The organism is Niastella koreensis GR20-10, from assembly GCF_000246855.1.
In the GTDB taxonomy this organism is placed as follows: domain Bacteria; phylum Bacteroidota; class Bacteroidia; order Chitinophagales; family Chitinophagaceae; genus Niastella; species Niastella koreensis.
This window is the reverse complement of sequence record NC_016609.1, coordinates 4,345,037-4,370,413: the sequence shown is the minus strand read 5'-3', so window position 1 is coordinate 4,370,413 and position 25,377 is coordinate 4,345,037. Positions and strand designations below refer to the sequence as shown.

Annotated in this window: 26 protein-coding genes; 20 read left to right on the top strand and 6 right to left on the bottom strand. The window is 43.3% G+C overall.

From position 1 onward, the window contains the following. Positions 1 to 2: 2 nt before the first annotated feature. The 15 genes from NIAKO_RS17195 to NIAKO_RS17120 all read left to right on the top strand — a co-directional run bounded on the left by NIAKO_RS17195 (position 3) and on the right by NIAKO_RS17120 (position 15,979). Positions 3 to 1,451, top strand: a complete 1,449-nt coding sequence (locus NIAKO_RS17195) for a Gfo/Idh/MocA family oxidoreductase (RefSeq protein WP_014219710.1) — start codon at positions 3 to 5, stop codon at positions 1,449 to 1,451. Positions 1,452 to 1,505: 54 nt separating this feature from the next. Next, positions 1,506 to 2,648: a family 20 glycosylhydrolase gene (locus NIAKO_RS17190; protein ID WP_014219709.1), complete on the top strand. Its 1,143-nt coding sequence runs from the start codon at positions 1,506 to 1,508 to the stop codon at positions 2,646 to 2,648. Between the two features lie 30 nt (positions 2,649 to 2,678). Then, positions 2,679 to 4,427 carry an SGNH/GDSL hydrolase family protein gene (locus tag NIAKO_RS17185; RefSeq protein ID WP_207622375.1) on the top strand — a complete coding sequence of 583 codons (1,749 nt, stop codon included), beginning with the start codon at positions 2,679 to 2,681 and terminating at the stop codon, positions 4,425 to 4,427. Positions 4,428 to 4,447: 20 nt separating this feature from the next. Continuing rightward, the gene (locus NIAKO_RS39135) at positions 4,448 to 7,891 is read left to right on the top strand and encodes an alpha-N-acetylglucosaminidase TIM-barrel domain-containing protein (protein WP_014219707.1); all 3,444 of its coding nucleotides are present in this window, start codon (positions 4,448 to 4,450) and stop codon (positions 7,889 to 7,891) included. A gap of 3 nt (positions 7,892 to 7,894) precedes the next feature. Further along, positions 7,895 to 9,286 carry an alpha-L-fucosidase gene (locus NIAKO_RS17170; protein ID WP_014219706.1) on the top strand — a complete coding sequence of 464 codons (1,392 nt, stop codon included), beginning with the start codon at positions 7,895 to 7,897 and terminating at the stop codon, positions 9,284 to 9,286. Between the two features lie 262 nt (positions 9,287 to 9,548). Beyond that, the gene (locus NIAKO_RS17165; RefSeq protein ID WP_041346911.1) at positions 9,549 to 9,863 is read left to right on the top strand and encodes a tetratricopeptide repeat protein; all 315 of its coding nucleotides are present in this window, start codon (positions 9,549 to 9,551) and stop codon (positions 9,861 to 9,863) included. After that, positions 9,784 to 10,140 (top strand): helix-turn-helix transcriptional regulator, encoded by a 357-nt coding sequence (locus NIAKO_RS17160; RefSeq protein WP_133055269.1) that lies wholly within the window; start codon positions 9,784 to 9,786, stop codon positions 10,138 to 10,140. Before NIAKO_RS17165 ends, NIAKO_RS17160 begins: the two co-directional genes overlap by 80 nt. 24 nt (positions 10,141 to 10,164) lie before the next feature. Then, complete coding sequence (locus NIAKO_RS17155; RefSeq protein ID WP_014219705.1) at positions 10,165 to 10,950, top strand: class I SAM-dependent methyltransferase; 786 nt, start codon at positions 10,165 to 10,167, stop codon at positions 10,948 to 10,950. A gap of 101 nt (positions 10,951 to 11,051) precedes the next feature. After that, positions 11,052 to 11,744, top strand: coding sequence for a DUF6304 family protein (locus NIAKO_RS36890; protein ID WP_049815554.1), 693 nt, complete (start codon positions 11,052 to 11,054; stop codon positions 11,742 to 11,744). A gap of 27 nt (positions 11,745 to 11,771) precedes the next feature. Next, the gene (locus tag NIAKO_RS17145) at positions 11,772 to 12,479 is read left to right on the top strand and encodes a Crp/Fnr family transcriptional regulator (RefSeq protein ID WP_014219703.1); all 708 of its coding nucleotides are present in this window, start codon (positions 11,772 to 11,774) and stop codon (positions 12,477 to 12,479) included. Between the two features lie 84 nt (positions 12,480 to 12,563). Continuing rightward, complete coding sequence (locus tag NIAKO_RS17140) at positions 12,564 to 13,178, top strand: methyltransferase domain-containing protein (protein WP_014219702.1); 615 nt, start codon at positions 12,564 to 12,566, stop codon at positions 13,176 to 13,178. Next, positions 13,179 to 13,610 carry a DUF983 domain-containing protein gene (locus NIAKO_RS17135; RefSeq protein WP_014219701.1) on the top strand — a complete coding sequence of 144 codons (432 nt, stop codon included), beginning with the start codon at positions 13,179 to 13,181 and terminating at the stop codon, positions 13,608 to 13,610. It abuts the gene before it with no gap. A 6-nt stretch (positions 13,611 to 13,616) separates the two neighbouring features. Then, positions 13,617 to 14,225, top strand: a complete 609-nt coding sequence (locus NIAKO_RS17130; RefSeq protein ID WP_014219700.1) for a methyltransferase domain-containing protein — start codon at positions 13,617 to 13,619, stop codon at positions 14,223 to 14,225. A 31-nt stretch (positions 14,226 to 14,256) separates the two neighbouring features. Beyond that, a complete protein-coding gene (locus NIAKO_RS17125; protein WP_014219699.1) occupies positions 14,257 to 14,568 on the top strand; it encodes a hypothetical protein in 312 nt (103 codons plus the stop codon). Positions 14,569 to 14,581: 13 nt separating this feature from the next. Further along, positions 14,582 to 15,979 (top strand): SulP family inorganic anion transporter, encoded by a 1,398-nt coding sequence (locus NIAKO_RS17120; protein WP_014219698.1) that lies wholly within the window; start codon positions 14,582 to 14,584, stop codon positions 15,977 to 15,979. Between the two features lie 17 nt (positions 15,980 to 15,996). Here the strand turns inward: NIAKO_RS17120 and NIAKO_RS17115 are convergent, their stop codons facing one another. Both NIAKO_RS17115 and NIAKO_RS17110 read right to left on the bottom strand, forming a co-directional pair. Next, complete coding sequence (locus tag NIAKO_RS17115) at positions 15,997 to 16,287, bottom strand: hypothetical protein (protein ID WP_014219697.1); 291 nt, start codon at positions 16,285 to 16,287, stop codon at positions 15,997 to 15,999. Between the two features lie 265 nt (positions 16,288 to 16,552). Continuing rightward, positions 16,553 to 16,897: a winged helix-turn-helix transcriptional regulator gene (locus tag NIAKO_RS17110; RefSeq protein ID WP_014219696.1), complete on the bottom strand. Its 345-nt coding sequence runs from the start codon at positions 16,895 to 16,897 to the stop codon at positions 16,553 to 16,555. A gap of 110 nt (positions 16,898 to 17,007) precedes the next feature. Between NIAKO_RS17110 and NIAKO_RS17105 the strand changes: the two genes are divergently transcribed. Continuing rightward, complete coding sequence (locus NIAKO_RS17105) at positions 17,008 to 17,607, top strand: short chain dehydrogenase (RefSeq protein WP_014219695.1); 600 nt, start codon at positions 17,008 to 17,010, stop codon at positions 17,605 to 17,607. 42 nt (positions 17,608 to 17,649) lie between these two features. Here the strand turns inward: NIAKO_RS17105 and NIAKO_RS17100 are convergent, their stop codons facing one another. After that, a complete protein-coding gene (locus NIAKO_RS17100) occupies positions 17,650 to 19,014 on the bottom strand; it encodes an RtcB family protein (protein WP_014219694.1) in 1,365 nt (454 codons plus the stop codon). 161 nt (positions 19,015 to 19,175) lie between these two features. On the opposite strand from NIAKO_RS17100, the gene NIAKO_RS17095 reads away from it, so the two are divergent. After that, positions 19,176 to 19,652, top strand: coding sequence for a DUF2214 family protein (locus tag NIAKO_RS17095; RefSeq protein ID WP_014219693.1), 477 nt, complete (start codon positions 19,176 to 19,178; stop codon positions 19,650 to 19,652). Positions 19,653 to 19,697: 45 nt separating this feature from the next. Here the strand turns inward: NIAKO_RS17095 and NIAKO_RS17090 are convergent, their stop codons facing one another. From NIAKO_RS17090 to NIAKO_RS17080, 3 genes are read right to left on the bottom strand one after another with little or no spacing between them, the layout of a single operon-like run. Further along, entirely contained in the window at positions 19,698 to 20,318 is a 621-nt protein-coding gene (locus NIAKO_RS17090; RefSeq protein ID WP_014219692.1) for a dihydrofolate reductase family protein, read from the bottom strand. Between the two features lie 40 nt (positions 20,319 to 20,358). Beyond that, a complete protein-coding gene (locus NIAKO_RS17085; protein ID WP_014219691.1) occupies positions 20,359 to 20,838 on the bottom strand; it encodes an SRPBCC domain-containing protein in 480 nt (159 codons plus the stop codon). A gap of 4 nt (positions 20,839 to 20,842) precedes the next feature. Continuing rightward, a complete protein-coding gene (locus NIAKO_RS17080) occupies positions 20,843 to 21,169 on the bottom strand; it encodes an ArsR/SmtB family transcription factor (RefSeq protein ID WP_041346908.1) in 327 nt (108 codons plus the stop codon). A 105-nt stretch (positions 21,170 to 21,274) separates the two neighbouring features. On the opposite strand from NIAKO_RS17080, the gene NIAKO_RS17075 reads away from it, so the two are divergent. From NIAKO_RS17075 to NIAKO_RS17065, 3 genes are all read left to right on the top strand, one after another. After that, positions 21,275 to 22,528, top strand: coding sequence for a tetratricopeptide repeat protein (locus NIAKO_RS17075; RefSeq protein ID WP_014219689.1), 1,254 nt, complete (start codon positions 21,275 to 21,277; stop codon positions 22,526 to 22,528). 1,096 nt (positions 22,529 to 23,624) lie between these two features. Next, positions 23,625 to 24,239 carry a fibronectin type III domain-containing protein gene (locus tag NIAKO_RS17070; RefSeq protein WP_014219688.1) on the top strand — a complete coding sequence of 205 codons (615 nt, stop codon included), beginning with the start codon at positions 23,625 to 23,627 and terminating at the stop codon, positions 24,237 to 24,239. A 244-nt stretch (positions 24,240 to 24,483) separates the two neighbouring features. Further along, positions 24,484 to 25,236, top strand: a complete 753-nt coding sequence (locus NIAKO_RS17065; protein WP_014219687.1) for a LytR/AlgR family response regulator transcription factor — start codon at positions 24,484 to 24,486, stop codon at positions 25,234 to 25,236. Positions 25,237 to 25,377 lie beyond the last annotated feature (141 nt).

Below are 25,377 nucleotides of genomic sequence, written 5' to 3'. Positions count from 1 at the left end.
ATATGAGTTTCAGTCGTAGGAATTTTTTAAAAAATACAACAGCCGCTGCCGGTGGCTTATTATTACCCGCACTAAGCGGATATGCTTCTGAGAATGCATTGCATAATGCCGTAATAGACTCAGCCAATAAATCAAAGAACAGGAAACAGGTATTCAATATGTGCGGCTATGCGGCACCTAAGATACCGGTAGTGCGCATTGGATATGTTGGCATTGGCGGCAGAGGAAGTTGGGCGGTGAACCGCATGACCAATATTAAGAATGTTGAAATAAAAGCCTTGTGCGATGTGCGTGAAGCGGCGGTTAAAAGCAACCAGCAAACATTGAAACAGGCAGGCTGGCCTGCTGCTAAAGAGTATTATGGCGATGACTATGCCTGGAAGAAATTGTGTGAGCAGGATGATATCGACCTGGTGTATATAGCTACGCCCTGGGAATGGCATGTGCCCATAGCGATGTATGCCATGGAACATGGAAAGCATGTGGCGGTTGAGGTGCCCGGCGCCCGCACACTGGAAGAATGCTGGCAACTGGTTGAAACATCGGAGCGTACCAAAAAACATTGCATGCAACTCGAAAATTGCTGCTATGATTTTTTTGAGACCCTTACCATCAGTATGGCGCAAAAGGGTGTGTTCGGAGAACTGGTACATGGTGAAGGCGCGTATATACATGCATTGCTGGATGGCTTGTTTGGCGCACCGCCGAAAAATGCCGGTGATTATGCCGGCGAGGGCGCGTGGCGCTGGAAAGAGAACCAGAAGAGCGGCAACCTGTATCCCACCCATGGGTTAGGACCCGTAGCGCAGGCCATGAACATTAACCGGGGCGATAAAATGGAGTACCTGACCTCTATGTCGTCGAACGATTTTATGATGGAGGCGCTTGCTGAAAAACTGGCGGCTGGTGATCCCTATTATAAACGGTACACCGGCAAACAGTACCGGGGTAATATGAATACATCCGTTATTAAAACCAATAAAGGAAAAACCATCATGGTGCAGCACGATATATCGTCGCCCCGCCCTTACAGCCGTATTCATGCAATAAGCGGCACCAAAGGGTTTGTGCAGAAGTTCCCCGAACCCGCCAGGATATCATTGGGACACGAGCCGGTTTCCGATGCAAAAATGAAACAACTCGAAGAACAATACACGCCCGAGCTGATCCGCCATGTGGAGCAGGCGGCCAAAAAGATCGGCGGTCACGGCGGTATGGACTTTATTATGGACTGGCGTATGATCGATTGTTTGCGAAACGGGTTGCCGTTAGATATGGATGTATATGATCTGGCTAGCTGGTGTGCGGTCACTCCGCTCAGTGTATGGTCGGTGGCGCATCGTTCCAATTCTATCGATATGCCTGATTTCACCGGCGGCTCATGGAAAACGAATAAACCAGTTGATCTTACCCTGAGAGGCGGTGGCGACACGGAGATAGTGAAGCAGTAAGAAAAAAAGGCAACAAGGTATAAAGGCAACAAGCAATACATAATACACAATGCAATGAAATATCCGAGAACCTGTTTTTTTTCAGCGCTGCTATTATTCTATTCAATGATAGCGGCTATCAATTTTGCATCGGCGCAAACAAGTGAACAATTTGAATGGAATAAGTTACCGGTTAAAGCAATGTTGTTAACTGTACCCCATCCTGAAGATGTGCCGGAGTTCTGCCGTTTTATAAAAGAAGTATTGCCCAAAGAAGGGGTGAATACGCTGGTATTGCGGATACGTTATAATTATAAGTTTAAATCGCATCCTGAACTGGCCGGTGAAAGAGCTATTTCGGAACAACAATTGAAACAAATTGTACAGACCTGTAAAGAAGCAAAGATCCGGTTCATACCTAAAATGAATTTACTGGGGCATCAGTCGGACCGCGACCACATAGATCCCCTGCTGGCAAAATATCCGCAGTTTGATGAATCGCCCGATTATAATCCACCCGTTCCCTGGAAAGACGCAGGCCCTTTCGATTTTTATTGTAAAAGCCTTTGTCCTTCGCATCCCGATCTGCTGAAAACTATTTTTCCCCTGATGGATGAACTGATCGATGTATGCGGCGCCGATGCATTTCATGTAGGGTTGGATGAAGTATGGATTTTGGGTTATGAAAAATGTCCGCGTTGCGGCGGTCGCGATAAAGCTGCCCTGTTTGCAGAATATGCCACAAAGCTGCACGATCATTTAAAAGAAAAGAAATGCCAGATGTGGATGTGGAGCGACCGGTTGATTGATGGAAAAACCACCAACCTCCTGGGCTGGCAGGCTAGTATGAACGCTACTTTCCGCGCTATTGATCTGATACCTACTGACATCATGATCTGCGACTGGAAGTACGAAAGTGCACCGCCCACACCCGGCTACTTTGCGATAAAAGGATTCAATGTGTTGCCCAGTTCGTGTTCTAATTCCGAAGTTGCGCTGGCGCAGTTAGCGCAGGTTCGTTTGGCGCGTAAAGATGGCACCCGCGCACCCTGGGCTGTTACCCTTGCCGAAAGAATGCAGGGCGTATTTGTTACCATGTGGGAAGATTCGAAAGAATTTATTGACGCCTATTATGGCCGTAATGGAAAAAAATTGCCTTCAGCAGAAACCTTTAAAGCAGTATTTGCACAGATACGAAAAGAGGAGGTTATGAATTAAATGTGTTATAAACTATACATTATTTTTCCAGTGTTGTTTTTCAGGTGCCTGGTTTCATTTGCTCAGATAGCGCAACCCTACACCTGGCAAAACCCGGCTGCCAGCAATTTCCCGGTTGTGGAAGGACAAGCCTGGCCGGCGGAAGTGGCCTCGCGGTACGACCGTTTTCCTATACGGGCAGAAAAAACGCTTAATCCAAATGTGTGGAATCTCTCACACAGCAGTGCCGGGTTATATATAAAGTTCAAAACAAATGCTGCCAACCTGGTAGTCCGGTATGTTGTAAAAGGCGCCCTGGAAATGACGCATATGCCCGCAACCGGTGTAAGTGGCGTTGACTTATATGCTATTGATCCCAATGGACAATGGAAGTGGGCGCCATCAAGCCGTTCGTTTGGCGATACCATTGAATATCGTTTCTCCAACCTGGTGGTGAGCAGCGAATTTCCGGGCCGGGATTATGAATACAGGTTGTACCTGCCATTATATAATACCGTGAGCTGGCTTTCAATTGGTGTGCCCAATAACCATTCATTTAATTTTATGCCTCTGTCACCCGAAAAGCCAATTGTGGTATATGGTACTTCCATTGCACAGGGGGCTTGTGCATCGCGGCCAGGCATGGCCTGGACGGCTTTACTACAACAGCAATTAGACCGGCCACTAATCAATTTAGGCTTTTCAGGATCAGGCCGGTTAGAGCAACCGGTTATTGCATTGATGAATGAAATTGATGCCCGCTTATATGTACTGGATTGTCTTCCCAACCTTACTGCCTTTAGCGGTATTTCAGCGCAGGAGCTGGAAAACAGGATTATTGCAGCGGTAAAAGCATTAAAAGAAAAAAGACCAGCCGTGCCGGTTTTGCTGGTTGAACACAGTGTTGGCGCCCAAACAGGTATAATTGATACCGCAGCACAACATGATTATGAGAATGCAAGCGTAGTACTGCGTCGCAGTTTTGATAAAATGAAGGGGGACGGCATTTCGGGTATTTATTTGTTGTCGAATAAAGAGATTGGTTTATCAATATATAGTACGGTAGATGGCGTGCATCCAAATGATGTGGGTATGATGGAATATGCACGGGCCTATGAAAAAATAATTCGCCATATTTTGAATGAACCGGCCGGGCTGCTGTCTACTACTATTCCGGTTGTGCAAAGCCGCGATGGCTATTACAACTGGCGCTCCAGGCACAGCGAGATCATTGTCTTAAATAAAACCAATGCTCCCCGCATTATCTTCTTTGGCAATTCTATTATTCATTACTGGGGTGGACAACCTTCAGCACCCTTAACCCGTGGTGCTGGTTCGTGGAATAAATACCTGGAACCGGCAGGCGTAAGAAATGGTGCGTTTGGCTGGGACCGCATTGAAAATATATTGTGGCGCGTATATCACGATGAGCTGGATGGGTTTAACGCGGCTCAGATCTGGGTAATGGCAGGCACGAATAATTTAACCATTAATTCAGACGTGGAAATTGCTGAAGGATTGCGGCAGTTGATTACCGCAATAAAGGTCCGTCAACCTAAAGCCGCCATTGTATTATCGGGCATATTGCCACGCAGAGCTATGGAAAAACGTATTGTGATACTTAACATCCGCATAGCCGCATTGGCCCGCCGGTTACATGTACAGTATGTAAATCCCGGTTTGGCCCTGTTGAACAGGCAACATAAAATTGAGGAATCATTATTTGGGGATGGATTGCATCCGAATGCTGTTGGGTACGATAAACTTGCCGTAGCCATTCAACCTTATTTAAAAAAGTAAAAATCAAAACTTATTAGTTGATGCGAAAAAGTATATACGTTTTATTGTTGTTACTGCCTTGTTGTGCCTGGGCTGGCGACTTTGACGGTGTAATGCAATTGGCAAAACGAAGAGTGTCCTGGCTGGTAAATAACCTGGCGTTTAAAAAAATGGAAGCCTGTGATAAAAAGGAGGCCTTTCAATTACAAACGAAGAACGGAAAAATAATGATCGCGGCAACCGGCCCCAATGCCGCTGCCGTTGGGTTAAACTGGTACCTGAAATATTATTGTCATCGCTCCATGTCGCACATGGGCGATAATTTATCTCCTGTATCGTCATTACCGGTGGTAACAGAAGCGGTAACAATAGATGCTGCGTCGCAATACCGCTATGCATTGAATTATTGCACCTATAATTATACCATGAGCTTTTACAGCTGGAGCGATTGGGAACATGAATTGGATTGGATGGCATTGAACGGAGTAAACCTGATGCTGGTAGCTAATGGGGAAGAAGCCGTTTGGCAAAATGTTTTACGACGCACCGGGTTCAGCGAAAAAGAGACCAGCGATTTTATTACCGGGCCTGCATACAATGCCTGGTGGCTGATGGGTAATATTGAAGGGTGGGGTGGGCCTATGCCGCAAAGCCAGATCGATAGTCGCAAAATATTGGTGCAAAAAATGATCGCCCGCATGCAGGCATTGGGCATTGAACCGGTGATGCCCGGTTTTTATGGAATGGTACCGCATAACTTCAACACCAAATCGAAAGCCCGTGTAATAACACAGGGCAACTGGGGCGCATTTATTCGTCCGGCTATACTTGACCCTACCGATACTGCTTTTGACCGGGTAGCCGGTATTTTTTACGAGGAAACGAAAAAGTTATATGGCAGGAACATCCGCTTTTTTTCGGGTGATCCCTTTCATGAAGGTGGTATAACAAATGGGGTAAACCTGGGGAAAGCCGGCGCCAATATACAAAAGGCTATGCAACAATATTTTCCCGGCGCTATTTGGGTATTGCAGGGATGGCAGGATAATCCGAAAAAAGAATTGCTGGCAGAAACAGATAAGTCTGCTTTGCTGATCCAGGAATTATTTGGCGAGAATACCAACAACTGGGAAACAAGAAATGGGTACGAAGGCACGCCCTTTATATGGTGTTGTGTAAACAATTTCGGAGAGCGGCCGGGCTTGAATGGCAAGCTGGAAAGATATGCCGGTGAAGTGTACCGGGCAGCTACCGGTCCGTTTCGCGAATACATGAAAGGCGTGGGTATTATGCCGGAAGGAATAAATAATAACCCGGCATCCTACGACCTGGTGCTGGAACTGGGGTGGCATAACCAACCGGTTGAAACTGGTAAATGGATCAATGATTATGTGAAAGCGCGGTATGGAAAGGCTAATGACCAAATTGCCACCGCCTGGACATTGTTCCTGCAAACCATTTACAGCAATCCCGGGTACCAGGAAGGGCCCCCCGAGAATATTTTATGTGCCCGGCCGGCTTTACAGGTAAAATCTGTTTCCAGCTGGGGTAAGCTGAAAAAAGGATATGATACGGCCTTGTTTGAAAAAGGGGTACAGGCGTTTGCTGCAGCAGCACCTTTATTTGGCAACAGCGAAACGTATAAGATCGATCTCATCAATTTTACACGGCAGGTATTATCAAACCGTGCCGATACCGTATTTGCCAGCCTGGTAACAGCCTATAAGGAAGAAAACACAGTCGCCTTCAATGCGGCAGCCGAAGCATTTTTATCGCTGCATGCGCTCACGAATGAACTGCTTAATAGCCATTCGTATTACCGGTTAACCAGCTATCAGCAGCAGGCTTTGCGGTCAGGCAATACGCCTATAGAAAGAAAGAATAACCTGCACAATGCCATGATGTTGATCACCTATTGGGGCGAGAACAACCGGCAGGAGGATTATCTACATGAATATGCTTATAAAGAATGGGGCGGAATGATGACCACGTTTTACCAGCAGCGGTGGAAGTTGTATTTCGATTACCTGCGTAATAACCTGGCAGGTAAATCAGTCACTCCGCCTGATTTCTTTGCCTGGGAACGGGAGTGGGTAACCCAAAATGAGCAGGTGAAAAGCGAGGTTCAGCCTTATCCGTCACTGGAAAAAGTAGTACGGAAAGTTTTGCCATTACAAACAGCACATGCCCAAAAGAAGATCGGGAATGAAACGCACGAACAAAAAGAAAAGCGAATGGCCTGGTGGACGCACGATCGCTTTGGTATGTTCATTCACTGGGGATTGTATTCTCAGGCCGCGCGGCATGAATGGGTGAAACGCTGGGAACGGATGAGTAACGAACAATACCAGCCTTACTTTGATACATTCAATCCCGATATGTTCGATCCCAAAACGTGGGCGAAACAGGCAAAGGCAGCCGGAATGAAATATGCCGTATTGACCACCAAGCATCATGAAGGCTTTTGTTTGTTCGATTCAAAATTTACAGATTATAAATCTACCAAAACCAAAGCCAACCGCGACCTGGTAAAAGAGTTTGTAGATGCGTTCAGGGCTGAAGGGATAAGGGTAGGATTTTATTATTCTCTTATCGACTGGCATCATCCTGATTTTACTGTTGATGGCGTTCACCCGTTACAACCAAAAAGCGAAGCTGATTCAGATTACGCCAAAATAAATAAAGGCCGCGACTGGAATAAATATAAAGCTTACCTGCATAACCAGGTCAGGGAATTATTAACCAATTATGGAAAGATAGATATCCTGTGGCTGGATTTCTCCTATCCCAATTCAAACGGGCATGGTAAGGGAAAAAGCGACTGGGGTTCCGTGGAGTTGTTGAAAATGATCCGGCAACTGCAACCCGGTATTATTGTTGATAACCGGCTCGATCTCGATGAGTATTCAGATGGCGCTGATTTTGCTACCCCCGAACAGGTGAAACCATCGGAATTGCAAAGTGAATATGGCGGAATGCCGTTTGAAACCTGCCAGACCTTCTCCGGATCGTGGGGGTATTTCCGGGACGAGAACAGTTGGAAATCGAACAGGGAGCTGCTTACTCTGTTGATCACAGCCGTAAGCAAAAGTGGTAACCTGATCCTTAATGTAGGGCCCACTGCCAGGGGATATTTTGATTATCGCGCCGTTCACGCCCTGGATAGCATTGGGGTTTGGATGAAATATAATCAGCAGGCCATTTATGGCTGTACGCAGGCGCCGGCTGAATATAAAGCGCCTGAGAATACATTGCTGACCTACAACCCGGTTACTAAAAAAATATACCTGCACCTGATGCAATATGACCAGTCCACGCTTACATTGTCCGGGTATAAAGGGAAGATAAAATATGCGCAGTTCCTGCATGATAACTCAGAAATAAAATATCAACCGGTTGGTGATAATACAAATGATCTTCAAATAAAATTGCCACAAAAACCGAATGTCGAAATCCCGGTTATTGAATTGACTTTACAACCATAGATCATGAAGCAATTATTAACTGTAATTATTTTTTTAGCCTGTAACATATTGCATGCTCAAATCGAATACGTGCCGCCTAAAGATCCGCTGGTGATTAAAAAACTGGCTGAATGGCAGGATCAGAAATTTGGCCTGTTTATGCATTGGGGCCCTTACAGTCAGTGGGGGGTAGTGGAAAGCTGGAGTATTTGCCCCGATGATTGGGTAACACGCACCGGCACCTATGCTAATAATTATTTTGAATATAAAAAGGCGTATGAAAATCTATCCACAACATTTAACCCGGTAGCATTCAATCCGGAGAAATGGGTAAAGGCGGCCAAGGCAGCGGGTATGCGATATGTGGTTTTTACCACTAAGCACCACGATGGGTTTTGTATGTTTGATACCAAACAAACCGATTATAAAATAACCGGTTCGCAAACCCCCTTTTCCCACAATCCCAATAGTAATGTAACAAAAGTGATCTTTGATGCTTTTCGCGCAGCAGGCTTTATGACCGGCGCTTACTTTTCAAAGCCCGACTGGCACAGCGAAAATTTCTGGTGGCCCTATTTTCCACCCAAAGATCATAATGTTAATTACAGCACTATCAAATATCCCGATCGCTGGAAAAAATTTCAGGACTTTACCTACAACCAGATTGAAGAGTTGATGACAGGGTATGGGCCGATAGATATCTTGTGGCTCGATGGCGGTTGGGTGCGTCCTTCGCAAAAAGAGAATGATCCGCTTAATATGGATATAAATATGCGACGTATTGCAACTATGGCCAATAAACTTCAGCCGGGATTAATAATGGTAGACCGTACCGTACCCGGCGAATATGAAAATTATAGCACGCCTGAGCAGGAAGTACCAGAAAAGCCATTGACATATCCCTGGGAAACCTGTATGACCATGGGCAATTCATGGAGCTATAGTAAGAACGATCAGTATAAAAGCGCTCATCATATATTGGAATTGCTGGTAAAGATCGTTTCAAGGGGCGGTAACTTGTTGTTGAATGTTGGCCCCGACGGAAATGGCGATTGGGACCCGGTGGTGTATCAACGATTGCAAGAAATAGGCGCCTGGATGGCTATCAACGGTGAGTGTATATATGCCTCCCGGCCAGTTGCTCCTTATTCTACTAACAACTTGTATTATACGCAGTCAAAGGACGGCAATAAGATCTATGCTTGCTGGCTTTCCGAAAAGGAAACTGTTGAATTGCCTACCGTTATTCAAATACCTGTGAATAAACCAGGAAAACCAAAACGTGTTACACTGCTGGCAGCGCCTGAACAGAAATTAAAATGGACATATGCCAGTAACCTGGTAACAGTACAGGTGCCGGTAAAGTGGCAACATAAGTCTGGTCTTAAATATAGCGCCGTATTTAAGCTGGAATGAGCGCCGAAGTTTTACTTCGACGTTCGATATTCAGCGGTTTGATATTCGATATTTTCTAATTTCTTCATGTAATATTGCTTCACTGCTTCCCAATTGTAATAAGGCCAATGCTTTGTTAAAATGGGTAATGAAGTTTCCTTTTCGTTCAGCAATACTTTCACCAAATAATCTGCGCCATTGGAGTAAATGATCCATTGAATATTGGCGCTTAAAGGAATGATCGTTTCGGGCGACCAGTATTACCAGAACCGCCAGCTGCCGGTTGCGCGCAAACAATACGACGAAGCATTATCTATCTATTATAAACTGGGAAACCAGGAAGATTGGCAGTATTTACGAAGACCTGGAAAAATATGATTCCGCCTGGAATTATTTCAACCAGTCGCTGCAATTGTATGACCAGGCGAACGACCAGGTGGCGGGTATTGAGGTGATTAATAACCTGGGAGATATCTATCGCAGAACCGGCCGCTACCGCGACGCGATCAGTAAAAGTAATGAAGCGCTGGCCCGCGCCAATAAAAGACGACAAACGCGACCAAAAGAAACAGCTGCAGCAATTGATCCGGCACATTAACCAGAGCTTTAACCACGACCAGTACTGGAACGAATTCCGCGAAACCTTTGAACAGCTTCACCAGCCGTTTTTCGACAACCTGAAAAAACATTGCGAAGAACTCACCAGTAACGATCTGCGCATGCTCTCGCTCATTAAACTCAACATGGCGAGTAAAGACATGGCCACCCTGTTAGGTATTTCGCAGGACAGTTTGCGGGTAAGCCGCTATCGCCTGAAAAAGAAATTGAACCTGGGCCAGGATGAAAGTTTGACCGGATTTGTGCAGGGGATGTGAGAAAAGGGTTATTTTTAGAAGATCATGACCGACAATAATCTCCTTAAGCGCACCTTTGATGAAGTAGCCTTGCTGTATAATGAAATAAGGCCCCGGTATCCTGATAGATTATTTTTAACACTAATAGAAGAGGCCGGCTTACAACCCGGTTCCACCTTATTGGAAATTGGTCCGGGTACCGGCCAGGCTACAAGGCCTTTGGCAGTGAACGGATTTAAGATCACGGCCGTTGAACTGGGGGCAGGCCTGGCAGATGTAGCGCGTTATGAGTTGCAGGAGTTTAAAAACGTACAAATAATAACCGGTGCATTTGAAGAGGTTATACTGCCGGAAAGCTCATTCGACCTGGTTTTTGCAGCCACTGCATTTCATTGGCTCGATCCGGCCGTACGGTTTGTAAAGATCCATAGCTTGTTAAAGACAGGCGGACAGTTGGCTATTATTCACACCCACCATACCTCCGACGAACAAGGCAATGTGTTTTTTAATGCTTCCCAGGCTATTTACGACAAATACGATTTTACCGACAAGGATAAAAAGCCGGAATTTGCTAAACATAAAGACCTGCAACCAACTGAGCTGGACGAAAACCTGTTCAGACTGAAATATTTTGAATCGTTTCCGGTAGTGATAACGTACACAGCTACCCAGTTTGTGAAATTACTGAATACCTACTCCAATCACCTGGCCGCACCGCAGGCCGTTCAACAGGCATTTTATAAAGACATGGAGGCATTGATAAACGACCAGTTTCAGGGTAAAGTGGATAAGTATTTCTCCATGTCGTTGACAATAGGGGAGAAGATCTAGGGCTTTTTGATCTGGCTCACTACCTGTTTTTCTTTGTGCTGAGTATTATCATGCATTTTGCGCATAGCGAGGGTTTCCATAAAAATTTATACTTTAGACATATGGCAATTACGTATAATGGATTTTACAAAGACAGTTGGGGCACCCATGCAATTGAAGTTATTAATGATTTCCGCACATTAACAACAGAGATCGATGGCGTGGTGTTTACCGGTTCTGAATTTGATGACCTGTCCGTTGACGATAAATCGAAATATACAGCTGAACAATTGTCCCGGTTCACCTTTCTTAAAACACCCATATATCAAACATACCGTTTTGTAGAAACGCTTTGTAATTGTTCCATTGAAGTGGTGATGCCCCAGGTTGTCATTGACAAGCTGAACAATAAGGAGTTTTCTTCGGACCTAACCATTACCACTTTATTGGGCAGTCCCCGGTCTGAACCAGGCAGAGGGATAGATCATGAGAGTGTGACACTTTCGCTGACAATAACCGGCGCCAATTATTCCGGAATCAGTAGCGATTTTGAAGGCGCCTTTGATGGGATCTATAAACAGATCAAAAACAACTACCATTTTAAGAATTGTTATGGTTGTTTGTATAGCGACTACAGTGTGTATGGACAAAGTACTTTTGGTTCGATGCTGTGCTTCAGGAACCAGAAGGAGGCATACAGCAAAGTGACTACCAAGGCTGAATATTTGAAATTAGGCGCTCCTGCCGGATATGTGCAGGAAACATACTGCTGCGATGAATTTGAGATCAGAAAGGGGAATGTTGGTTATCGGTGATGATAAATAGGTAAATTGCAGGCATACATGAGTATCCACGGCATTTTTCCAATAGATAAATGGGATTTTAAAAGCGAATCTGTTTTAATGGATTTGCCTGCCGAAGATTTTGCCTTACTCACCGCCAATAAAACCGAACAACTCTATTCAAAAGGCGAGATCATCTTCAGGGAGGCTGCTTATCCGGCCGGTATTTTTTATATTATAGAAGGGAAAGTAAAGAAATATAAGGTAGATAAAGACGGCAGGGAGCAGATTATTTATGTAGCCAACCAGGGCGAGATCCTTGGTTACCACGCCATCCTTTCTGAAGACAGGTATCCCGATTCTGCGGCAGCCCTGGAAAAAAGCAGGATTGCATTTATTCCCCGGGAAGATTTTTTGAACACCTTACAACAATCTGCCGTACTAAGCAAGCGCCTGCTGAAGACCTTAAGCCATGAATTTGCTGTACTGGCCAATAGCATCTCCGCTTTTGCCCAGAAATCGGTAAGGGAACGACTGGCTTTGCAGTTAATAGTACTTAGGGAAAAATACAAGGTAAACTTTCAACCAGGCATGCCGGTAGAAATAAATATCAGCCGGAACGACCTGGCAAATATTGTAGGCACTGTTCGCGAAAGTGCCGTGCGTATTCTTACAGAATTTAAAGAGGCCGGTATAGTTCAAACAAAGGGCCGGAAGATCATTGTTTTAGACGTTAACCAGCTTATAAAGATTGCCAACTACAAATAAGGATAGCTGGAAAATTGACAAATGTCACTTTTTTCAGTGATAAGGTTTACCGCTGCCGGTTATTAAACGAGGTAATTTTGCAGCATGTACCAGGCAACATCCACTTACTCCAATGTCATAGATAAATGGTTTAGAACCGATGCCCAGTTAGATAAATTATATCCTGAATCAATTCAGTTATTGGCCAAAAGACATTGGACCCCATTACAAATTACGCAGCTGGTTTCCCAATTCCTGGTAACACATCCCGGTGTAAACATCCTGGATATCGGCAGTGGAGTAGGCAAGTTTTGCCTGGCCGGCGCCTATTATAAACGGCATGCTTCGTTTTACGGGATCGAGCAACGTAAAGATCTGGTGACGCATGCCGAGCATGCCAGGGATGTGCTTGGGTTACAAAATGTTCATTTTATACATGGCAATATTACCGACCTCGACTTCCTGCAATACGACCATTTTTATTTCTTCAATTCGTTTTACGAGAATCTGATGGATAAGGACCTGATAGATGACAACGTCACCTATTCAACTTATCTGTTCAATTATTATCATAAGCAATTGTATAAAAAGTTGAACGCAATGCCTATTGGAACAAGGGTTGCCACCTTTCATTGCCTGGATAATAAAATACCGCCGGGTTACCAGGAAGTAGACGCGCAGGTTCAAACCCTATTAAAATTCTGGATAAAAATATTGTAAATGGAGAATAAAGTTCGAAAGCCAGGTTATGTATGGAGCCTTTTACATCAAAAATGCGCCAGATGCAGAACAGGAGACATGTTTCAGGAGAAGCAGGTATACAGGTTGACACATTTTATGAAAATGTATGAGCACTGCCCGGCTTGTGGTCAGCGTATGGAAATTGAAGTGGGGTTTTATTATGGTACAGGGTATGTTAGCTATGCCTTAACCGTGGCATTGTCTGTAACTACGTTTGTTGCCTGGTGGGTATTGGTTGGGTTGTCGGTGCATGATAACCGGTTTTTCTGGTGGCTGGGATTAAATATAACGCTCCTGGTTGTACTGCAGCCATATTTAATGCGATTGTCCAGGGCAATCTGGTTGTCGTTTTTTGTACGCTATAATGAAAACTGGCAGGAAGAAAAAGAAGTAGTGAACAAAATTGCATAAGATTTTATGAAGCCCAAGGTTAAAACACCGCTTCGTTTAAAGGATTGGTTTAGCACCGATGTCCGTTTATATCAATTGTACCCGGAAGCAATAAGATCATTGGCCCGCATGCACTGGTCGCCGTTATACATCATACAAAAGGTAATACCTTACCTCACGCCGAATGATAGAGTAAAAGTATTGGATATCGGTAGTGGGGTAGGTACATTTTGTCTGGCTGGCGCATATTACAATCAATCCGTACCCTTTTTTGGTGTTGAACAACGAAAGAAGCTGGTAGAAGTGGCAGAGGATGCCCGGGAAAAACTGGGCATTCAAAATGTAAGCTTTATACACGGGAACTTTACCCAGCTTAACCTGACCGAGTTCGATCATTTTTATTTCTACAATTCTTTTTTTGAAAACCTGAATGGCGCCGAAAAGATAGATAATGAGATCGTGTATTCGAATGAATTGTACAACTACTATTGTATTTACCTCTATAATCAATTGGAGAAAATGCCGGTAGGTACCAGGATTGCCACGTATTGCAGCTGGGGCGATGAAATACCACCAGGTTATCAATTGGCAGAAACACATTTCGACAACTTATTAAAGTTCTGGATAAAGTTGTGATCTATTTAAATACCATTAAGCCAACTTATAAATGAAAAATGAAACAAGGGAAAATTTTGGATCTACGGCCCCATTAACCATGGCAGCGTTGGAAACCTTAAAGAAAAGGGGGTTCAGGTATGTTCAGGTGAAAGGTTTTACTGCCGACAAACGCCTGGACTATATGGAGCCCCGGTACCTTGTTTTGATCCCTATAATGGCCCTGCCTGTTGATTCAGGTAAAGTAGAGATCTATGAATCCATCAATAGTAAATTGTTGCAGGATTGGGCCAGCCATCCCGGAGATGGCATGAAGGTGTTAATTTCTATAGATAAAAAACGATCAAACGAAACGGGCATTTAAATATTACCGCATCATGTGGCTGCGGTACGATCTTTCCGCAGGCCTGTCTGTTTTTTTAATAGCGTTACCGCTGTGCCTGGGAATTGCGCTGGCCTCGGGTGCGCCGCTGTATGCAGGTCTTATGTCGGGAATTATCGGCGGCATCCTTGTGGCGCCGCTCAGTGCTTCTCCATTGGCTGTCTCCGGTCCGGCAGCGGGGTTAACAACAGTAGTAGCCTCGGCCATTCTTTCGCTGGGGAACTACCAGGTGTTTTTGCTGGCTGTTATTATTGCGGGCGCTTTCCAGGTACTGCTGGGTTTGCTGAAGTGGGGAGGCATAGCCAATTATTTTCCATCGGCGGTGATCAAAGGCATGTTAGCAGCCATTGGAATTATGCTGATCATAAAACAGGTTCCACTGGTGTTGGGCAGTACTTCTTCGCTGGTTATTACCCTGTTCTCCCTGTTGTTACTGATCCTGCTGCGTCAACCATTTGCCCACAAATTAAACTTCATACCTGCACCATTACTCGTAGTGGGTTTGGGCATCCTGGGCTCGTTTTTTACAACCACCCGGCTGGTTACTATTCCGGCTCACCTTTTTTCAAATATTTCCTTTCCTGCATTCGGCCGGCTTTTTTCCAATCAACAAATCTGGAAAGATGGTATTGTTATCGGGTTGCTGGCTACCCTGGAAACCCTGTTGTGTATTGAGGCAATAGATAAGCTGGACAAGCATAATCGCATCACCCCGGTAAACAGGGAGTTAATAGCACAAGGCATTGGCAATATAGCTTGCGGCCTGCTGGGAGCTATTCCTTTAACGGCAGTAGTGGTGCGCGGAGCTGCTAACGTAGATGCGGGCGCGCGTACTAAAATGGCTGCCATTACTCATGGGGTGCTGTTGTTGCTGGCTATTGTAGGGGCGCCATTTGTCCTGAACCGGATCCCCTATGCATCCCTTTCTGCTATTTTGCTGATCACCGGTTATAACCTTACCCTGCCCAAACTGTATAAGAATATGTTAAGCCTGGGCTGGAAGCAATTTCTGCCATTTATACTCACCATCGGTATGATCCTGACAACGGATCTGTTGATTGGCGTAAGTATAGGTTTGTTGTTGTCTGTTTATTTTATCATTCAGAATAACTTCAGGGCGGAATACCGGATCAGCAAAACGGTTGTGAAGGGAATAGAAACAGAGCTTATTAAATTGAACAGCAATGTAACTTTCCTGAACAAGGTAAAACTAAAAAAAGCGCTGGATGTAGTTCCAGCGCATAGTATATTAACGATCGATGGCAGTAACTGCAATTTCATCGACTACGATATCCTTGAAATAATAAGTGAGTTTGAAGTAAAGGCAAAGGACAGGCATATAACCCTGTATACTGTAGGTATTGAAAAGGTAAACGTTACTGCGATCCATTAAGCCACTAAGGGAAGGTGTTATTTTTTTAGGAATAGTACAATAAAGCCAAACATAGCCGCCATTTGACCGATCCAAAAAACGAACATCCATTTTATCATTTCCGCTCTATTATTAGCAGCATCTTTTATAATGGTTTCAATTTTTGTTTCGACACGGGCAACATCTTCTTTTGAAGCAAGTATGGAGTTTTTTATATCCACTTCACATTTGATTTTTTCCTCAATAAAGGTAGTCAAATTCTCAGCGGTTTCCTTACCCAGTTTAACAGACACAAGGTCATAGAGCCTGGTTATTGTAATAGTAGGCATAAAGTACTAATGATTACCCTAAAGATACCTACAAATACTAATATAATTAGTTTTTGTACCCCTTAATTTATTGATATCAATCAAGTTATTTCTCTGGTGACAATTGATTTAAACATCAAGCTGCGATGCCAGAATAACCTCCCGGCTCTCCAGGCTGGGAATGATTTGACCAATAACTACCTGTTGAAAATAGGCTGTATTACGGTGTTCCTCCACTGCCGCATTACTGTTCAATGTGTTGTCTTAATTTATCCATAGGAAACGGTTAGTTATTAGCTAAGATATAAGTTTCACTCCATTCAGATAATAATGTTAGCGCCGGACGTAAGGCGGCTCCTTTTTCAGTCAGTGAATACTCTACGCGCGGAGGCGTTTCCGGGTACACTTTCCTGGTAATAATTCCATCCGCTTCTAATTCCTTTAGTTGTTTGGAAAGTACTTTCAACGACATCTCGGGCATGGTCTTGCTTAAAGCGCCATAGCGCATCGGGCCTTTTAACAACAACCATACAATCGGCGGTTTCCATTTTCCTCCAATAACACTGATTGTTGCGGTTATGGGACATTCATTGGCGCCATGTTTTATTATTTCATTTTTTTTCTTTTCCATAATGCATATCAGGCTTTAATTACAACCTCCAGGTAACTATTGTACCAACAGGTAACTACTTGACAAAGGTAAAGTATTGGTATAGGTTTGTGTTTTAAATAAATCATTGTATGAGAATTATTGTTATCGGAGCCAATGGTACAATTGGTTCTTCCATTGTTGGTGCGTTGGAAAAAGATCATCAGATCATTAAGGTCGGCGTTAAAAGTGGAGTTATTCAGGCTAATATCAGTGATCCGGTGTCTATAGAAGAAATGTATAAAAAGATCGATTCCTTTGACGCGTTGATATGTGCAGCAGGGGATGGATACTTTGGACCGCTTTCAGGCATGACGGATGCCAACTTCCGCGTTAGTGTTGAGGGAAAATTTATGTCGCAGGTAAACCTGGTGTTGATTGGGCAGAAATATATTTCACCAAAGGGTTCTTTTACCCTTACCTCCGGAAGCCTGGCCAATGATCCGGTTCCATTTGCAGCGTCTGTAAGCGCAGTGAATGCAGCTATCGACGGTTTTGTCAGGGGAGCGGCTATAGAGTTGGAAAATGGGGTTCGCATTAATTCCGTTGCTCCGGGTGTTATAGAGGCATCACCTCAGTATTTCCCTTATTTTCCAGGCCATATACCAGCCACTATGCACCAGGTTGCACAGGCATATGTAAGAAGTGCTTTGGGTGCGCAAACCGGGCAAACTTATAGTGTAGGATGTTAGTATATTAAAAAAGCCTCCCGTCCGTCAGGGAGGGGAGGGCTTTTATCCTTTAAATTTTTTCCGCCAGGGCGCATTTATTTCCCAGTCTCCGGCCATAATACAACCATAAGGCATGATCTCATCTACCACTTCACCCAGTCCGAATTCCTGCATCTGGCGTTTTACCGCATGTGCATCTTTATAGGCGCTTGGTAGTTCCGAGATATCTATGTTGTTGGAGAAAAACCTGATATCGAGTCCCTGGGTTTCTTCTGCAAAAACCTGCTCAATAGTTGTGTTCGCCTTTGTTCTTTTATGCGCTTTTCTGCTTACGTTTCTACCTGCTCCGTGGGGTGCAAAACCCAGGTTTGTTTCAGTCGTTTGTCCCTTTACGATCAAAACGGGCATACTCATGTTCAAAGGGATCAGGCGCAAGCCATTATTGCTGTCAGGAACAAATTTGTCATCCAGCGGCGTGGCGCCTTTGGCGTGATAGAACAGGTCTTCGTCCTTAAATACAAAATTGTGTTCATTCCAGAACCTGTCCACCAGGTCTGTTTTTAACTTGTCAAGCGTGGCGTTGTGAATAGTGGTATGATTCAGTTTTGTCCATTCTCTTACTATTTGTAACGCCTCCCAGTACGCTTTACCTTCATTGGTATCATACGGTATCCATGCGTTTTTAGGAAGCGTATTGGGCGAGAGATCTTTTCTGAACATTTCAGCTACTTTCATTCCCTGGGTATAAAGGTTGGCTCCAAAGCCACGGCTTCCATGATGGGTTACCATCATCGTTTCGCCGGTTTGTTTGGAAATACCTACGAATAAAAAGTGATTGCCATCGCCCTGTGTTCCTAAATGAGATTTCGCTAAGTTTAAACTGGCCTGGTCCTTAAAGAATTTGTTGGCTATAATTCGCTCCTCCAGGTCTTTTGGTAGTTCAGAAAACTCCGGCCGCCCACCGCCCCCAAAATGCGTAACAGCATGCGCTTTATCTAAAACTTCTTTAGGAGAAAGGTTGCCGAAATTTGTCATCATTACAGAACAACAGATGTCTGCACTATGCATAGCCGGGTGAATAGCGTTTTTTGCGGCCACCACACCACCTACAGGAATTTGCCCAATTTCCCCTGTAGGGCATGCATCGGGCATTACAACCCCTTTTACCAGGGTTGGAGTTCTCATTAGCATATCCATGGTTTCAAAAACCTGCTGAACATTTGAGATTTCGGCTTCCGTTTCCGCTTTAATATTCTTATAAAAAGGTAACGGTTCCCCAAACGGCTCAATGGTTGCCGGCGCAATAGTCTTAATATAGGAAGCAAGCGCCTCACCTTCCAGGTTATGCTGGTTCGCATATTCAATGGCTTCTTTAAACCATCTGGAGGGCCTGTAACCTAATTCTATTAATTCTTTTCCGGTTATCATTTTGTGAGTAGCTGTTTTATTATGACTACAAAATAAAAACCGGTCTGCGCAGTGGAGTTGCGTAGTAGAAAAAGAATTTATTAACCTGGGTGCACGACCAGCCGTTTTTCAATGCTGAACTTTGTGGAACAAACAGGTAATAAACATAAAATAACAGCCTCATGTATCCACAAATTGTACGACAGTTACTGCTCATTATGCATCTTTCCGGTCTGATACTGATGGTCGGCACCACGGTAGCCTCTTTTGTCACTTTTCGTGCTTTCACAAAGAAATTTTACCTAAAAAGTGAAAATTCAGCAGGTCTTTTACAACTCCTGTTGAACCTGGACCCAATAAAAGGGATAGGTGGTATTTTGCTGATAATTTCCGGTATTGGGCTTACGTTTATAACCGGTTGGGTATTCCTGCACATGCTATGGCTTCAGCTGAAATTATCACTTATTCTGCTGCTGCCCCTTAATGAATTGCTGGTAGGCAAAAAGCAACTTAAACAATTAAAGACCGCTTTTTTTGAAAATAATCCCGATAACGCTACCCTGATAAAAATAGCAATACCTAAAATCGCAGCGTTTTACACCATTCAACTAATGTTGTTTTTGGGAATAATTGTACTGGCGGTTTTAAAGATCAGTTAACCTGCTTAAGCCTTCCCGTTACAATGCGGGAAGGCTTACCTGCGCTTATTTCCTGGTTAGTTTGTATCTTAAATGTGTGGTTAAGCCGGAAGGTATTATTTCTGCCAATTGAAGATCATAAATATCCTTGTCGATGCCATCAAACAGCCGGATACCACGTCCTAAAAAAACAGGGGTAATGTGAATCAAAAATTCGTCGATAAGCCCGGCGTTCAGGAATTGTTGAATAGTATTGGCGCCGCCTTGTATTCTTATATCCTTTCCTTTGGCTGATTGTTTTGCTTTTTCCAATGCGCTTTGTATGCCGTCATTGATGAAGTAGAAAGTTGTTGTTCCCTTTTGAATCCAGGGTTCCCGTTTTTCGTGTGTCAGCACATAAACATCTGCTTTGTAAAGATCTTCTTTCCAATGTACCTCGCCTTCTTCAAACATTCGTTTTCCCATGATATAAGAACCTGTTCTTTCGAACACCTCATCTATTAATTTACTGTCTGCGCCATATTCCTCACCGCCTTCCATATTGACGTGTTTCCAAAATGCTTTTTGTTTAAACATCCACGAATGAATGTCTGCTGCAACACCGCCCATTGGGTTGGCCGGACTTCTGTTTTCGCCGGCAAAAAAGCCATCAAGGGATATTCCGCTGTCAAAGATAATTTTGCTCATTTTACTGATGTTAATTTATTTTGAATGATATGCTCCATGGTTAATAGTTATCCGACAGTTCTTTAAGATAATCACCAAGACGGTTTAAAGTTTGCTTACCACCTTCAATGGCATTTACCTTTCTGTTCAATTCCTCAATAATTTCTTTGGATTTAAATACGGACTTCATGGTCAGCAATGTTTTTCCTTCAACCTCCTCAAATAAAATGGTAACAGAAAAGTTATAGTCTTCGCTTCTTTCACCAGAGTGCCTGTAGGAAATGAGGGAAGGTTTCTTTACTGCTGTGTACTCAATTTTGTTAATCCAGTCCTTTCCCATACCATGCATAATAAAATCCCATGTTTTGCCTGGTGCTACATCCATCGATTTTGTAGTTAACGAAAACCCATTTGGTCCCCACCATTTTTTTATGTGTTCCGGATTTGTCCAAACTTCCCAAACCAAATCTCTTGGGGCATTAAGAATCCTGGTATGGATAAGAATATTATCTTCCTGGCTGAAAGTGTTGTATTTCTCCATCTGGCTATTTTTTCTTTTTTTGAATTTTTTCCAGGTAACCTTCCAGGGAATCGAATTTTTTATCCCAATATTTCCGGTATTGGTCTACCCAGGCTGTCACTTCATTTAATTTATCCAGTTTGGCTTCGCAATATCTTTCCCTGCCTTGTTGCCTGATCACGATAAGGCCACATTCGTTAAGGAATTGTACATGCAACGAAACTGCCTGCCGGGTAATATTGAATTCGCTGGCAATAGCATTGACATTAAGAGATTCCCGGGCCAGCATATCTATAATTTGCCTGCGGGTGGGATCTGCTATCGCCTGAAAAACATCTCTTGTTTGAGTCATAATGCGCAAGTGATTTCTTGCAAATTTATGCGCAAGTTTTGACTTGCGCAATTTTTTCTTTGATTTTTTTTCGTCTATCTTTGAGTTGTATAAATCAAATAGATAATGAGATCCGTAGTTACCCTTTTTATCCTTACGCTGACAGCTGTTCGATCATTTGCTAACGTTGACTATATCGACATTTCAAAAATCAGCAATGACAACAAACTTATTTCGGCTTTTAATTTTATTAAAAACAACAGGAATTACTACGAAACCTGGACAAACGAATGGAAGTACGACAAGCCGAAACAGGGCCTGGTAACCCAACTTCGTGAACACTACAATAGCTTTTCAGCGCTCACAACAAAGAACGAAGAAACATTTTTGTTGCTCGGCGACATCGCTCATTATCTGTATAACCTGGACGATACGGCTTATTACGACATCGCTGTTAAAAATTTTGAAGAGGCAGTAAAGAGAAATTCAACTGATTACCGGCCCCATTGGTTTTTGGGCAATCACTATGCGCTTGCAAATGCCTTGCAATTGGGCATTGACAATTTTGTTAAAGCAAAGAAACTATTACCTGCTGAACAACCTGCGGATTTCTGGAACGATTATGCTTTGGCAGCCGCCATAGCTAATATGCCTTCCAATTGCATTTACGCAATGGATAAAGTAAAAAAGATCTCTGGTAAAGAAGGAAGTTTTCAACAACAACTCGGAGAAACAATTTATAAAAGAATTGTGCCTGTTGATAAAAACAATGCTTACGCTAAGGAAGACATCTGGGCAGCCACCAGGGAAGAACTGGCAACCTTTACCTGCCGGCCATTAGGTATTAAAGTTATGATCGATTCAACCTGGGGGCTAACAATTAACGATTATAAAAAAAATCAGGAGGCATTCATAATTAAACCATCTACGTTGAAAAACAAGGAGGGAAGGGAAATTCACTACACAATTGCGATACTTATGAAAACAGCGAATGATAATGATAAATTGAATGACTACATCAACAACTTTGTTTCAAAATATAAAGACAAAAGCAGTATTTCCTTCAGTACCAAATATGATAAAATGGTAGCTTATGAAATCAAAGACAAGACAATGTATCCTGAAGTAGGAGGCGCACACATGTATATTCTGGGTATTGAACGGAACGCACCCCAATATCCCGGATTACTTATTGAAAGTGCGGGGGCATTTCCGGAAGGAAATACGGGTGAAGTGTCGTATTACCAGGCAAACGACTGTAAGGACAGGTTTAAGGGTAAAATCTTTTATGCCATCCTGCTCGATACCTGCGAGGACATCCATGCACAATCTTACTCGATTTTCAAATCGCTGTTTGACAATCAGATTATCATTGAATGATGAAATAACGCGACAAATACAGGGCAAAATGTGACAGCTCACATTTCGTACTTTTGACCATGGCGCCAAAACTCTTTACCAATACCCGGACCGCGCGAACCCGGGTTCTCTTTGGGGAGGGGAGGGGCTGTGGCGGCAAAACTTAATGCCAAATAAGCACCCACATCATAAAATCGCCCGGCAATTAGCCAGATCGCGGCCGATAATTACTTTTTACGGGTTATAATTACTTTTTGGGGGCCGATATTTACTTTTTACCGGGCGATAATTATTTTTTGAGGCCTATACTTACTTTTTGCCTGGCGATACTTACTTTTTCCCCGGAGATAATTACATTTTTAGAACTATACTTACTTTTTACCGGGCGATAACATCATAACCGGCCGTTATAACATAATCTGCATGGGAGATAATTATTTTTTATCACCGATAACATTATTTGAAGAGAAGATAATTACTTTTTTGCCGGTTGTAACATGTTTTTAGTAAAAGTTAATTACTTTTTGGTTGAAGTTCATTACCTGACGGCGGGAATAGATTTTTATTCTTATTGGCTAACATTTTTTATTGTAACTCCATTGATTTCAGTAAAAGTTCACTTGTAATTTATAATAACTACCTTTTTGTTGCGCAGGTTCACTCATTTACCTGTTCTTTCACTTAAAAACCGGAAGAAGTTACTTTGGGCGGCCTTATTAATACCTTAATGCAGCAATATTTTACGTTATGAACGGAACATTTTTGCTACAAGCCCGCCGGTTACAAATAAACGCCGCCTGATTAATACAAATGATCTTATAAGCCCTAACAGGGCTATGAACCATGCTTTGTGTTTGTAGTACAAGGTGTTTTTGACGAACGAAAATCCGACGAATTTTTGCAGAATCCGTACGAATACTTAAAATCCCTCAACGAATACCGGTTTACTGTATTTTGTATTTACATCTTCATTTATTTTGATCCTGCAAACGGCCTTCTTTCTAACGGAACGGCTAATTGTATACGCAAATTGTAAGTCACTTTTATTGGCCAATAAAGTAACAGGCACTGGTTTGGTAGCTGGTATTTTTATTTTCTAACAATTAAATGTAAATGTATGAACCATCAAATAACAAACGGGTTTAAACAAATGCCCGATAACGATTTGATCAGTTTTGGCTACGATGTTAAAACCGGCATGACGGGTAATCCTGTTTTTACCGCGCCGCCTGCTGCTTTGGGCACTCTTGAAAAAGTACTTCCTGAATACCAGAGCGCCATTACCGGCGCACGCGGGGGCGATGAAAAAATGCGGTTTGTCAGAAATGCAAAAAGGGCTGAGGTAATTGCCTTATTAGCCGAACTGGCAGCCTATGTAACCGCCATCTGTAATGGAGATCCGGCCCTGTTGGTCAGCAGCGGTTTTAGGCTGCGAAAGGCGAGGGGGGCAACGCTTTTATCATCTATTAAAGAGCTGAAGGTCACTATTGATCAGGCCGGTGAAGCGGTTACCCTCATTAAAAGGGTGCCAGGCGCCAAAGCGTACATTCACCAGTATACAACTGACCCGCTTACCGGTGACAATGTATGGATTAACCAGGTTACAACCGACCTCAGTTATACCTTTACCGGTCTTAAATCGAAAGAGAAATACTGGTTCCAGGTAATAGCCGTGGGTTTAAACGGCCAGAAGGCAGCTTCTCCGCTTGTTGCCAGGATCATTCAGGGATAGATAATTGTCCAATCTGTTTTTGATAGCCAGGGAGTTCCACCATGGCGGAACTCCCTGTTTTTTATACAACATTTTCAGTACCTGTTACTGTGTATTATCTACTATAACGTTCGCCGGTGGGTGTAGAAGATTCGGATCTACCAGGAAAAAGATCGTACCGTTTTTTTCTGGTATTTTCTATGGGTATGAATTATAACCTTAAAAAAATTTAAATTTAATAACTATTGTTTAATTCATATTAGCCATGAACCCGAACCCACCCGCTCCCCTCAAAGTCATTATCGTTGAAGACCTGCCTTCCTTCCAGGAAAACGCGGAAAAGCTGCTTGCACAGCAACCCGGATTTACGCTTATTGGAACCTGTGCTACCGTGCGAGAATCGCTTGCTCTTATTAAAGCTACCAAACCGGATTTGCTGTTATTGGATATCCGCCTTCCAGATGGCAACGGTTTTACCATCCTGGAAAAAATGTTGCCTTTCCAGTGTAAAGTAATCTTCCTCACCTGTTACGAGGAATATGCCGTCCGGGCCTTTCGGTATGGCGCTATTGATTTTCTATTGAAGCCCTTAGATGAAGATGAATTTAAAGAGGCGTTGCAAAAAGTGAACAATGTGCAACCCCTGCTGCAGGAACAACTTAACGTAACCCTGGATAGTTACCTGGAAAGTAAACAACTGGACTACATCGTATTGCGGTCGCAGCAATCTTCACAGAAAGTATACTTTAAGGACATCTGTTACCTGCAATCGGATGACTGCTATACTAATTTTTTCCTGAATAACGGAATGAAGGAAGTGATCTCCAAGCCGCTTAAGTATTACGAAGAAATATTACCCGATTCCTTCCTGCGAATCCATCAGTCTTACCTGGTCAATAAAATTTATATCCGTCGCTATTATTCTAAAGAAGGCTCGCTACACTTAAAAGATGGAACACAACTCCCGGTATCGGTCCGCAGAAAGAATTTGGTGCACAGGTTTTTTAAATTCTGGTAGCACTTCATATCCGGGTGAACAAAAAGATATTCACATTCCAGACCTGGCCAGCACATATTATCATTTATTTAATAAGTAATATTTGCAGACAAATCATTTATATAAACCGCCAACAGGGGCCTGTAAAAATAAAAAAGCAGT